9 protein-coding genes are annotated in these 13,150 nt (G+C 52.5%); 3 read left to right on the top strand and 6 right to left on the bottom strand.

Annotated features, from left to right (window positions below; translation table 11 throughout):
• A complete protein-coding gene (locus tag DV520_RS01285) occupies positions 1–948 on the top strand; it encodes a TIGR03943 family putative permease subunit (RefSeq protein WP_021919608.1) in 948 nt (315 codons plus the stop codon).
• 91 nt (positions 949–1,039) lie between these two features.
• Here DV520_RS01285 and DV520_RS01280 read toward each other — a convergent pair whose 3' ends face one another.
• The 3 genes from DV520_RS01280 to DV520_RS01270 are packed head-to-tail and all read right to left on the bottom strand — an operon-like array spanning position 1,040 to position 5,868.
• The gene (locus tag DV520_RS01280) at positions 1,040–4,195 is read right to left on the bottom strand and encodes an efflux RND transporter permease subunit (RefSeq protein WP_117141521.1); all 3,156 of its coding nucleotides are present in this window, start codon (positions 4,193–4,195) and stop codon (positions 1,040–1,042) included.
• Positions 4,192–5,361, bottom strand: coding sequence for an efflux RND transporter periplasmic adaptor subunit (locus tag DV520_RS01275; RefSeq protein ID WP_117141520.1), 1,170 nt, complete (start codon positions 5,359–5,361; stop codon positions 4,192–4,194). Before DV520_RS01275 ends, DV520_RS01280 begins: the two co-directional genes overlap by 4 nt.
• A 54-nt stretch (positions 5,362–5,415) precedes the next feature.
• On the bottom strand, positions 5,416–5,868 hold the full coding sequence (locus tag DV520_RS01270; RefSeq protein WP_165850006.1) for a MarR family winged helix-turn-helix transcriptional regulator: 453 nt from the start codon (positions 5,866–5,868) through the stop codon (positions 5,416–5,418).
• A 169-nt stretch (positions 5,869–6,037) separates the two neighbouring features.
• Between DV520_RS01270 and DV520_RS01265 the strand changes: the two genes are divergently transcribed.
• Entirely contained in the window at positions 6,038–7,819 is a 1,782-nt protein-coding gene (locus DV520_RS01265; protein WP_117141518.1) for an ABC transporter ATP-binding protein, read from the top strand.
• Between the two features lie 82 nt (positions 7,820–7,901).
• Here DV520_RS01265 and DV520_RS01260 read toward each other — a convergent pair whose 3' ends face one another.
• Complete coding sequence (locus DV520_RS01260; RefSeq protein WP_021919603.1) at positions 7,902–9,665, bottom strand: hypothetical protein; 1,764 nt, start codon at positions 9,663–9,665, stop codon at positions 7,902–7,904.
• 196 nt (positions 9,666–9,861) lie between these two features.
• Here DV520_RS01260 and DV520_RS01255 point away from each other — a divergent pair, with 196 nt between their 5' ends.
• Positions 9,862–10,551, top strand: coding sequence for an MgtC/SapB family protein (locus DV520_RS01255; protein WP_021919602.1), 690 nt, complete (start codon positions 9,862–9,864; stop codon positions 10,549–10,551).
• A 74-nt stretch (positions 10,552–10,625) separates the two neighbouring features.
• Here DV520_RS01255 and DV520_RS01250 read toward each other — a convergent pair whose 3' ends face one another.
• A complete protein-coding gene (locus tag DV520_RS01250) occupies positions 10,626–11,297 on the bottom strand; it encodes a TIGR03936 family radical SAM-associated protein (RefSeq protein ID WP_117141516.1) in 672 nt (223 codons plus the stop codon).
• Complete coding sequence (locus tag DV520_RS01245) at positions 11,290–13,128, bottom strand: TIGR03960 family B12-binding radical SAM protein (RefSeq protein WP_117141515.1); 1,839 nt, start codon at positions 13,126–13,128, stop codon at positions 11,290–11,292. The genes DV520_RS01250 and DV520_RS01245 overlap by 8 nt, the downstream gene beginning before the upstream one ends.
• Positions 13,129–13,150: the final 22 nt, after the last annotated feature.

Here is a 13,150-nt window from a genome sequence, read left to right as displayed (position 1 = left end):
ATGATGGAAGAAATCCCTGTTTACCTGTTTACCGGTTTTCTGGACGCAGGTAAAACCAAATTCATTCAAGAGACCCTGGAAGATGTCCGCTTTAACAACGGAGAGAGCACGCTTCTTCTTCTCTGTGAAGAAGGGGAGGAGGAGTATGAGCCCACCACGTTTTCTGGGAAAAACGTCTTCATTGAGGTTATAGAGGACCCCTCTGAATTGACACCAATTAACTTAGAGCGTTTGCAGAAAAAGCATGCTGTGGAGCGAGTCATCGTGGAATACAACGGCATGTGGATGCTGGATCAGCTCTATCAAAACATGCCAGAGGCATGGATTGTCTACCAGGAATTCATGTTTGCAGACGCCCAGACCTTCTTGACCTACAACGCCAATATGCGTGGTCTGGTGGTAGACAAGCTGAAAAGCTGTGAAATGGTTGTCCTGAACCGCGCAGACCAGCGGGTGGACAAGGTGGAGATTCATAAAATCATCCGGGCCGTCAGCCGTCGGACCAACATTGCCTATGAGGATCTCAATGGGGAAGTGTACTACGATGACACCCCCGATGAACTGCCCTTTGATTTGGACGCACCCGTGGTTGAAATCACGCCTCAGGACTATGCGATCTGGTATCAGGATATCTCAGAGGAGCCGGACAAGTACAAAGGAAAAACCCTAAAGATCGGTGGATTCACCATGGTCCGGGATAAGCTTCCGGCCGGCAGTTTTATTTTCGGCCGTCGGATTATGACCTGTTGCGTGGAAGATATTACTTTTGCAGGACTTCTGGCCACTGGATACGACACGAAGAACCTTCAGGACCAGCAATGGGTTGAGCTGACTGCCAAAGTTGCAATTAAACACAACCGGGTTTACAATAAAAAAGGCCCTGTTCTCCACGTACTTTCTCTGACTCCAGGCACCGCGCCAGAGCAGGATGTCGCCACATTCTATTAAAGGTTATAAAACGTAAGTAAAAAAGTCCCGTCCCCAACAAAGGTTGGAAGGACGGGACTTTTTTCTTGCAGAACTCTTTCTGAAAAAGGGCTTATGGCTTCGGCTCTCCCACGGATGCCGCTTTTTCCGCCGCCGCAATCTGGGCCAGCAGGTTTTCTGTCTTACGTGCTCTGCGCATCTGGAGCGGTTTTTTCATCCGCTCTGACAAACTGTCCAGCACAGAGTAATAAACAGGAGTGAACAGCAAGGTAACCACAGTGGAAATCACCATACCACTGATCATAACGACTCCCATGGGCTGAAGCATCTCGTTGCCCTCTCCAGAGCCAATCGCCATGGGGATCAGCGCCAGCACCGTGGTCAATGTGGTCATCATAATGGGACGAACTCGCAGAGGGCAAGCCTCCATGATGGCCTCGTCCTTCTCCTGTCCACGGGCCCGCCGAATGTTGATGTAGTCGATCAGCACAATGGAGGAGTTGACCACCGTTCCCACCAGCATAATCAGCGCCAGCAAAACAATCATAGACAAATCCATTCCCGTAATGGGCAAACCAAACAATGCACCAGACAGCGCAATGGGAAGGATCATCATCACCATCACCGGCATAACGAAGGACTCAAACTGTGCCGCCAAAATAAAGTAGACCAGACAGACAGCCACCAACATAGCCAGCATCAGGGTTTGGAAATTTTCCATCATGTCTGTATAGGCACTGTTAATCTCAGCCTGATACCCATCCGGCATATCATAGCCATCCAGCAGGGACTGAATGGACGCATTCATCGCCGCCGTGTCCCCACTGATGGTATTACCAGTTACCTGTACCTGACGGGATTGATTGGTCCGTGCGATGGATTGGGGACTCAGTTCAACGGAAACCTCCGCGACAGAGGAGAGAGGAACCGTTCCGCCTGTCGGCGCAGAAATGGGCATGGAACGCAGCGCGTCCAGACTCTCCATACTTGCGCCACTGCCACGCACCACCACCTCTAAATCATTGCCATCCATCGTCACTGTGGTGGCCGTGGTTCCGGTCAATTCACTTCGAACCGCGGAACCGATGGTGGCAGAAGTCAGCCCATACTGCGCTGCTGCGGCATGATTGACAGAAACCGACACCGCCGGAATCGTATTCTCCAGGGAATTGGTAACCTCTTCCGTGTCCTCTAAGGCAGCGATCTGTTCCGTCAGATCATTGGCAATCTGCGTCAGTGTGTCATAGTCAGATCCGCTGATGTCCACCTGAATGTCGTTGGAACTGGTCATGCTGCTCATCATGCTGGCGTCACTGACTGTAATCTCACAACCAGCAATATCCCGCATGGCTTCCTTCAAATCCTGGGCTACCTCTTTACTGGAACGGCTTCGTTCACTTCGTCCCACCAGATTGGCTGTAATCGAGGCAGATTCTGCGCTGGACCCTCCTGTGGACATGCTGCTGCCAATGGTCATATACATATTATCCAGTTCAGGGCAGTTCTCTTGAATGATGCCCATCACGCGGTCTCCATAGGCCATGGTATCTTCCAGTTCTGTTCCCGTGGGCATCTCCACGGTGACACTCACCATTCCCTGGTCCATCTCTGGAATCAGAACCATATTGGTACTCAGGCAGCTGACCAGGAAAAGGACCACCATCGCCACCGAGACCAGGCAGGCCACCAGACGGCGGCGCAGAAAATAGGCCAGCAAATATTTATATTTTTCAGAGAGCTTCCCCACGATCTGTGTCCAGCGGGACTTCTTCTGTGCCCCTTGAAGCTTCTGAAGGCGGACCGCGTTTTCATCCAACAGGAAGTAGCACATCAAAGGAACGAGGGTCAGGGCAATGAGCAGGGAAGAGAGGATCAAAAAGACCACCGTAAGAGAGAAGTCCAGGAACATCATTCCTGTCATACCTCCACTCAGGCCAATGGGCAGGAATACCGCAATGGTGGTTAAACTGGACGCGGTAATCGAAGTAATCACCTCAGAGGTCCCCAAAACGCAGCTATCATATCGGCTGTGTCCATCCCCAGCGTAGCGATAGATATTCTCCAAGACCACGATGGAGTTGTCCACCACCATGCCGATGCACATTGCAATGCCGCCCAAACTCATCATATTCAGCGTTGTGCCAAAAACATTCATCAGCAGGAACACTGTCAGCACGCAAAATGGCATGGAGAGCGAGATGGTAACAGTAGCCCCCGCCCGGCGGAGGAAGAGCAAAACCACCAGTGCCGAGAGCGCGACACCCATCACAATGTTTTGGATGGCGTTGTTGGCCACTTGCATGATATAGTCGCTGGCCTCATAGGGCACCATGTAATTCATGGAGGGGTTGTCTTGCTTCAGCTCCTCCAGCGTATCCAGAACGCGCCTGGAAATCTCCACTTCATTGGCACCAGAGCGTTTGTTCACCGAGAGAATGACACAGCTCTCATCCCCCAATTTAGCCGCGCTGTCTTCCAAGGAGGACTCCAAATAGACTGTGGCAATTTCCCCTAAGCGTACAGACCCTCCCCGGGGCAGAAACAGCAAGGTGTTGGCCACATCCTCCACCGACTGATACTGCCCGCTGGTGGTTACCGTCAGGGTATTGGTTCCGTTCTGCACATCACCGCCGGGATAAAGTACATTGGCGGCAGCCAAGTAGTTGGAGACATCCGACAGGGTAAGCCCATATCCCGTCAAAGCAGTGGTATTGACCTCCACCGTAATCTGGCTGTCAATGCCGCCCATGATATCTGCGGAAGCAACCCCGTCCAGACGCTCCAACGCAGGGCCCACGGTTTCCTCCGCCAAGTTTTGCAGTTGGCTCAGGTCCTCACCGCTCAAGGCAATCATGGCCACGGGCATCATGTCGTTGACATTGAAATTATAAATCACGGGATCACTGCATCCATCCGGCAGGGAGAGCGCGTCAAACTTTTCCCGCAGCTTAATCGCCGCGTCATCCACATCCGTTCCATCCTCATAGGTAATCATCACCATGCTGACGTTTTCAGAGGAGGTGGAGGAAATGGTGTCCACGCCAGACAGCGTAGACACGCAGGACTCCAACGGACGGGTCACCAGCTCCTCCACATCCTCTGGCCCTGCTCCCGCATAGGTACACATGACATAGGCTGCGGGAAATTCCATATTGGGCATCAGCGCCAACTTCAAATTGGAATAGAAGACGACCCCGAAGACAGCAATAATGACAAAAGCCAAAATGGTAGTGACCTTGTGCTTAATGCAAAAAGACGCAATTTTCATGATGCCACCTCAGGGGCCACGACCCGGACTGCCGCACCTTCGGAAAGATAGAACTGGCCCACGGTGACCAAGGTCTCACCGCCTGAAAGGCCGGAGGTGATTTCCGTCTCACCGTCTCCCACCAGGCCGGTCTCTACCGGGATGCGGTGGGCGATGTTGTCGCTGTCAATGGTGTAAACATATTGTCCATCCATTCCTGTCTGAATGGCCTCTGTGGGGACAATCACCACATCACTCTGCGTATCAGTGTAAAAAGTCACATCAGCAAACATGCCGGACAGCAATCCTCTGGAATAAGCCGATGGCACTTGGATCGTTACCCCGTACAGGTGGGTGGTGGCATCCGCAGACTTTTCAAGGGCGGAAATGGTCCCCTGAAATTCCTTGTCCGCCGCGTCAATGGAGACCGAGACTCTTCCGCCCACCTGAAGCTTCCCAATCAGAGACTCCGATACCCCTACCTTTACCTCCATATCTGTGGTGGAATCAATGGTCGCCACAGGTGCACTGGGGGAGACGAACCCATTTTCCACCGCCGATAAGGAGAGAATGGTGCCGGAAATAGGCGCCGCCACATTGCCGTTGCTGTCCACATTCGCCAGGGATGCTTTGAGCTGTTCCATGGTCGCCTTATAATTCTGCATCCCCACTTCCAATTGGTCCAGCGCAGAGTTCATACTGGCCTTGGCATTTTCCAGGGACAGCTTTGCGCTGTCCAACTCCGCCTGGGAGGCCGCCCCCATATCAAAGAGCGCCTGGGTATCAGAGACATTCTTTTCCGCCTGGGCAACTTGTTGAGAGAGCAGGGAAGACTGTTCCGCATAGCTCTTTTTGGCATTGTCATAGCTCATAGACGCCGTCTCATAGTTGGCCATGGTGGCGGAGATATCCAGCTTGCAGATTGCCTGCCCAGCCGACACCGTATCGCCGACCTCCACATAGACATCGGTGCAACGGACGGACAGCGCCACAGAGACGGACTCCTGTCCATCGGAAACCACCTGGCCAGAGACATTGCTCTCGGAAGAAATTGAGCCGCGCTCCACGGTGGCGATTTCCACCGCCGTGGATGACTCCTCGGTTTCCGCAGTCTCCTCTTCACCGCAGGCGGAAAGCACTGCCATGCAGCTCAAAGCCAAAACAAGACTAAAAATACGTTTTTTCATTGGGATACCTCCGGGGATATGGCATACAGCGCAAAGTGTGCCGCAAGGATGCTTTCATCCAATGCGGCTTAAATTTTGTTCTATTTTTCGCAAGAGATTTGTTAACACTACCGTCTCCTCCTGGCTCAGCCCCTGGATCATGAAATCATTCATCTGTTCCAACACCAGAAGTACCTGACCGCTGATCCGCAGTCCCTCCTCTGTAAGAACCAGCTTTTTAAGTCTGGCATCATGGGAGACAGGTACCCGCTGGATGAGGCCCTTTTTCTCCAATGTGTCCAACTGACTGCTGACGGTGGAACGACGGAGCTTAAAGAAGGATTCGATATCTTTCTGATAAACGTCTCCCTGCTGAGAAAAATACAAAAACCCAATGGTGGATAATTGGGAAATTGTCATGCCCGAGGGAAGTGCATCGGGCGGCATCCGCATGGCCATTCGGTGCAGCTGATTGACAATGCAGGCCAGCTGAGTCACCTGATAAGCACGATGGTTCAAAGTTTCCATCCGAAAGAACTCCCCCCATTTGTTAGAATTCGGACAATTGAAATTGTACAATATCCGCACAGAATTGTCAATAAAAAGCGGAGGTTGAAGGGAAACCTCTCCACAAGTTACCTTGCAAGGTGCCGCAAGGAACGATATAATAATCTTACTTTTTCCTGGAGGTGCGTCCATGACACGCAATGTTGCATATTATCAAAAGAACCGCCCCCTTAAAATTTTTCTCTCCTACTACGGCCCCCATAAACACTTGTTCTTTTTGGATATGTTTTGTGCCCTGGTAATCTGTCTGATTGATCTGGCCTTTCCATATCTCTCCCGGTCCGCCCTCAATCACTTACTGCCCCAGCAGGAGTACCGCGTTTTCTTCCTTCTCATTGGTTTTTTCGCCGTTGCCTATGTGGGAAAGGGATTACTGTACTTTGTTGTCTCCTATTGGGGGCACGTCTTTGGCGTCCGGGTAGAGGCCGATCTTCGACGGGACCTGTATTCCCACATGGAGAGCTTGAGCTTCAGCTTTTTTGATAAAAACCGCACCGGGGTCCTCATGTCTCGGGTCACCAATGATCTGTTTGAAATCACAGAATTGGCCCACCATGGGCCGGAAGACCTCTTTATTTCCACTGTCACTTTGGTGGGTGCGTTTGGTATCATGTGTACCATTGAGTGGAAGCTGGCTGTACTCTCTTTTGCCATTGTCCCGTTCTTTCTTCTCTTCACCATTTATCAGCGGCGGAAAATGCGCCGGGCCAATCTGAAGCTGAAGGCCCAGACAGCAGAGATCAACGCCGCCATTGAATCCGGCATCTCCGGTATGCGGACGGCCAAGGCATTCCAAAACGAAGAGACGGAAAAGGAAAAATTCAAGGTGATGAACCGACGCTTCGTCCAGGCCAAGAGCACATATTACAAGACCATGGCCACATTCCAGGGCGGCATGGAATTCAGCCTATCCATCATGCCGGTTCTTGTCATCGGGGCTGGGGGATATTTCATCATGCGCGATGCGGTCAACTATGCCGATCTGGTCGCGTTCACCTTATATGTCACGACCTTCACCACCCCGGTCAAAAAGCTGGTCAACTTTGTGGAGCAATTCATGCAGGGCTCGGCTGGATTCAGCCGGTTCCTGGAGCTGATGCGGCTGGAACCGGAGATTCAGGATGCTCCGGACGCCCAGGATTTGGACTCGGTCCAAGGAGAGGTCCGCTTCGATCATGTTTCTTTTCAGTACAACAATCAGGCGCAGGTGCTACGGGATATCTCACTGACCATTCCAGCCGGGGAAAAATTTGCCTTTGTTGGACCATCCGGCGGCGGGAAAACCACCCTATGTCAACTGATTCCCCGGTTTTACGATGTGACAGAGGGCGCAGTCCTCATTGATGGACACGATGTCCGGAAAATCACACAGCATTCCCTCCGCCAAAACATCGGAATTGTCCAGCAGGAGGTTTTCCTGTTTGCAGACAGTGTCCTGGAAAATATCCGGTACGGCCGTCCCGATGCCACAGATGAGGAGGTAGTCTGGGCTGCCCGCCAAGCAGAGATCCATGAGGACATTCTGGCCATGCCCAATGGATATGAAACCTATGTAGGAGAACGAGGGGTCATGCTCTCCGGCGGGCAAAAACAGCGGATCAGTATTGCCCGGGTGTTTCTCAAAAACCCACCCATTGTCATTTTAGATGAAGCAACCAGCGCGTTGGACAGTGTGACAGAAGCTAAAATCCAAGCCTCTTTTGACCGCCTGTGCGAAGGCCGCACCTCCATCATCATTGCGCACCGTCTGTCCACCATCCGCAATGCGGATCGTATCGCCGTAGTTGACCGGGAAGAAATCATCGAGCAGGGGAGTCATCCATCGCTGATGGCGCAAAACGGGGAATACGCTGCGCTGGTGCGTGCCCAGGAACAAATTGCATTCTCGAAAAATCATGCTATGGATATGTAACTTGTTGGGACACTTCTTGTTCCCTTTCAGTACAAAAAAAGATGGTAGACACGAATGATGTCTACCATCTTTTTTCTTACTGTTACTCCTCTGTAGGCGTCGTTGGCTCTGTGCCGCCCGCATCTGTGGCGTTATCGGGCTCCTCTTTCACAGGATCCGGTGCCGCGTTTCCCGTGGAAATTGAAAGGGCATTGACAATGGCATTGCCGGAGTCCTCCGGGGAAATCTGGATACTGACGGCGTCTCCCACATTTAGGATCACTACATTACGGTCCTTGGAGGCCGCCATAGCATAGAAGGTATCCGCGCCATCCAGCCGGACATAATACCAGGAGTCACCGTCCAGCACTGCGGTTCGGATCTCCGCGATGGTTCCCTCCACGTTGGTTTTCTCCAGAATATCCTGGGCGCTGTCACTGGTAACAGGGATGTTTCGCTGCTGTAGCTGTGCGATATAATCGCTTTCACAGGCGGCCACAGTGGTTCCCTGGGCAACAATCTGGTACTGAGACACGTTTACCATAGCATACATTTTCACCAACTGGGAACTGTCTTTTAGGGACATAAAGTAGGTGGGTTGCCCGCCGATGTTCAGCAGCAATGGGAAGGTAGCTGTGTAACCCAAGTCCTGCACAATGCCCTCCGCGGATCGCTGGGCAGAACTCTCAATGGCACCCGGGGCTGGGTAATACGTGGTCTCCTTTGTTCGTTGATTTGACAAAAGGAAGCCGATATTCGACTGGTCACTGCTGGCGGAGGTAATGCCTGTGTACATGTACACATCGTCATCCATTGCCAGGTAGTTAAAGTTTTCCGTGGTCACAGTGACATCCTTCTGGCCAATGAGCGAGTTAATAAACCCGTTGACATAGGTGCCATAGTAATCGTACTGCTGGACAATCAGGCTGGCCGTGTAAACCCGGTCTACCCAGGTGGGAATGTCCTTGACGTCATAATAGGCATGCTCTCCTGTACTGGCGTTCAGCAAAACCGCACCAATGATGTCAGCACCGCCGAACAGACCAATGGTCCGCGTCTCCCGGGGGCAAACCCACCAGGGCTGTCCCTCCTCGTCAATCTCCAGGTGTGCGGAACTGAACATATAGGTGGGATAATGGAACCGAAGGAAACGGTTCAGGTCCCGGTTGAAATATTCTGAGGGAGAGTATCGCATTCCCTCCAGACCCAGGTCGGAAAGCCGGACCACATCGGCCTCCTGGGTCACCATGTCTACGGTAATATAGGCCGGCAGCCCCTCCTTGGTGTTGAGGAACCACTTAAAGAAATCACCGTACTCCAAGGCAGCTACCCGGACGGGACGTCCCTGATAGTTGATCTGGGTATAGTCCGCAGATACGTCAAATTGGCTGACCATGTCGGACAGTTCCCCCAGCTTCCGGTCACCCAGCACACTGGCGGACGCCTCATCCAACATGGGAATCTCGTCAAAAGAGACCGGTTCAATCTCCGTGGCAAAATCGCCTGTCCCCACATCCAACAGCTCATGGTAGGAGCCGGCGCGGAAAATCGGCGCCGAGATCAGCTGGCCCACCACAAAAATAGCGGCCATGACAACCACAATGAGGACTACAATTTTGCACTGGTTTTTGGCAAAGGAAAGGTAATCCTTCAAATGAATCTCTTGATGTCCGGTATCCACACCCAAAATAATCATAAAGACTAAGATGTAGACCAACAGAAGGATAAAAACGAAGCTGTAAAAACCTGTATTGTGCAGGTTAATGGCGGGCAGGGAAACATAAAACCACACCGCGCCAATGGCAAGGGTGATCAGCAAACTGATCAACATGCGGGGCAGTGTTCTTTTCGCCTGACTGTCTGACATAAGGTACTCCTTTCAGTTTCTAAAATCATGGTTATTTGGAGGAATATGGATAGTATATCCTATCTGATCAGAAAAAGCAACGAGAAAGGTTTGACAACCTGATAAAACCATGGCAAAATAATACTATCTGTATGAAAATGGGCATTTTATTACAAAATTTTAACGGAGCCATTGGACCGGAATGGAGGGAAAACGCATGATACAGCTGGACTGGATGGGAAGTCTCAGAGACTTAAATGTACTGTCAGTCTGCGTCCGCTTGCTTTTGGCCATGGCGTTCGGAGGAACCATCGGCTTTGAACGGGGAATCCGGCAGAGAGCCGCTGGCCTGCGCACCCACATGCTGTTGTGCGTCGGGGCCGCCTCTACCATGCTGGTCAGCCAGTATATCTATGCCAGTTATGGCGTGGGAGACCCTGCCCGGCTCAGTGCACAAGTGATCAGCGGAATCGGTTTCTTAGGGGCCGGCACCATCATCGTCACCCGGCGCAACCAGATCAAAGGGCTGACCACGGCGGCAACCCTTTGGGCCACTGCCTGCATGGGGCTGGCTGTCGGCGTCGGGTTTTACGAATGCGCCTTGGCCATGTATGTCATTTTGATCTTTATTCTTCTTTTGGTCAATGTGGTGGACACGAAATACTTAAAAATCCCCACCAGTACAGCGCTCTATCTGGAGGTCCGGCGGGATGTCGGGTTGGGAAATGCCATCCATTTCATCCACGAGATCGGCTGGAGCGTTCGAGAGGTCAAAGAATTCCCCTCCGGGCGCCCTGACATCCTGGCAGTGCGGTTGGATTTGGAATCAGAACAGGCTATGCGAGGGGATATCTCCACCATGGTTCTGCTCAAAGAACAGGAGGGCGTGGTCCGTCTGGAAATGTGATGTTCAGCAAAGTTTAAGCCCCCATCTGCTTCTCACAGCACACGGTGAGCGCGGGTGGGGGCTTTTGTTCTACGTCATCGGTATAGCTGCTTGGCCTCATCCAAAATTTCCCGCCGGTGACATGCGGAATAAACGATGGGGAGGTCTGGAAATTCTCCTCGAAAACCCTGGAGCAGAACCTCTGGATTCAAACCCGGATTCTGGGCTTTCAGCAGTAAGGTCAGAGCCAACCGGTCCCCCTGCGCCTCGATCCGTTCTACCCCTTCTATGAGCGGAATAATATCTACCTCTGTAAAACCACTTTTGGCTTTCTTGCTTCTCTTTTTTACAACAAAGGACGGGCGGTCCACCAAAGAACGAAAAGCCGCTTCCCCTTGCTGCGCCAAATCCCCATCCAGTTCCAATGTGACCTCGTAACGGACAAATGCCAAATCCCGGAAGGGGCGTCCCCCTTCATAACAGCGCAAAATCTCAATGCCAGCGGGCAGAACCCGGTTCATCTGTGCAGGCAGTGCTTCCATCGTGCTGCCGGAGACCAGCCCGAACTCCATAATTTCACATTGGCTGGAGAATCCCAGGGGAAGCGGGAGCGGGATGGACACATAAGGATGGGGATGAAACCCTGTCGTATGCCGAATGGCAATACCTGCCCGCAGGAAAGCCCGCTCCATGGTGTGCATGAGGTCCAGATGAGAGATGTACTTGGCCGTACCGTATTTGGCAAACAGAATTCTCTGCTCAGACATGACAGATTCCCCCCTCACACAGCCGGTTTGCACCGCAGCCGGAACATTTCACCCGGCAGTCCGGGGTAATCTGACCGGCATACGCAGTCTCCCGCTCCTTCCAAAGATAGCTCTCCTTTACGCCGTCTGAAATGGTCTGCCAAGGTAAGATCTCTTCCTTGTCCCGTATACGGTTGGCATAAAAAGCAGGGGAGAGGCCGCAGGCCGCAAAGGCATCCAGCCAGGTTTGAAGGGAGAAATATTCACTCCAGGAGTCAAACTTGGCGCCATGCCTCCAGGCCTGCTCAATCACATCCGCCACCCGGCGGTCCCCCCTGGAAAGCGCCGCCTCCAAGAAACTGGTCTCCGGGTCGTGCCAGTTGTAGGTAATGGATTTGTTCCGCAGATTCTCTCGGAGGAGTGTTACCTTTCGCAGATATTCCTCCCTTGTATTCTGCGCCTCCCACTGAAATGGGGTATGAGATTTGGGCACAAAACAAGAGGTCGAAACGGTAATCCGCACCCCACGTGACCGGTTGGGGGTGTTGTTTCGCCAGACATGGTAAACCTTGTTGGCTAAGTCTGCAATGCCTAAAACGTCTTCATCGGTCTCCGTGGGCAGACCCAACATAAAATAGAGCTTGACACCGCTCCAGCCTCCGGCAAACGCAGTCCGGCAGGAGTTGAGCAGGTCCTCCTCCGTCACATTCTTATTGATGGCATCCCGCAGGCGCTGGGAACCGGCCTCCGGCGCAAAAGTCAAGCCGCTCTTCCGTCCGCCACGCTGCAGCTTTTCCATAAGATTCATGGAAAAATTATCCGCCCGCAGGGAGGGAAGGGCCAGGTTGACCTTATGGGGCTCACACCACTCCAGTAGCGCGTCACACAAAGGGAGCAAATCCGGGTAATCGCTGGAGGATAGGCTCATCAGTGTCATATCCTGGTATCCTGAGTCCTGACAGGCCTCAATGCCTTGTCTGGCCAGCTGCGCTTGGCTGCGGCTGCGCACCGGGCGGTAGACAAATCCAGCCTGACAAAAACGGCATCCTCGAATGCACCCTCGAAAAAGCTCCAGCATCACACGGTCTTGTGTGATCTCCGTGGAGGGCACAATGGTTTTTACCGGATAGTAGGACCGGTCCATATCGGTAACAATCCGCTTTTTCACCCGTTCCGGGGCTCCTTCCTGGGGAAGAATGGAGGCAATTAAGCCATCTTCTCTATAAGAAATCTCGTAAAGAGAGGGAATATAAAGCCCGGGAATCTGGGCGGCCGCCCGAAGCAACTGTGCCTTGGACCAGCCCTCCTGCTTGGCCTTTCGATAGAGCTGAATCATCTCCACCGTGACATCTTCCCCTTCTCCCAGAGAGACAATATCCACAAAGGGGGCCAAGGGTTCCGGGTTGTACATACTGGTGCCGCCCGCCACCACCAGCGGACGCAGGTCCTTGCGGTCCTCACTCCGCAAAGGAAGCCCCGCCAAGTCCAGCATATTGAGCACATTGGTATATGCCATCTCATAGCCAAGAGAGAATCCAATGATATCAAATTCTGCAATGGGGTCCCCACTCTCTAAGGCGTAAAGGGGCAACCCCTCCTTGCGCATTTCTGCCTCCATGTCTCCCCAGGGGGCAAAAACGCGCTCACACCATACCCCATCCATTTCATTGATTACGCCATAGAGAATCCGCATGCCTAAGTTGGACATTCCAATCTCATAGGTGTCCGGAAAGCAAAAGGCAAAGCGGCAGTCCACATCGTTCTTTTCTTTTTTTATGGCGTTATATTCGCCGCCTACGTAGCGCCCGGGTTTTTGAACGCGGGCCAAAATTTTTTCCAAAGTATGATCCATTGGGACCTCCAACCCAGCGGAG

It is taken from the genome of Evtepia gabavorous, from assembly GCF_003425665.1.
Taxonomy (GTDB): domain Bacteria; phylum Bacillota; class Clostridia; order Oscillospirales; family Oscillospiraceae; genus Evtepia; species Evtepia gabavorous.
This window is presented reverse-complemented; position numbering and strand designations above follow the sequence as displayed.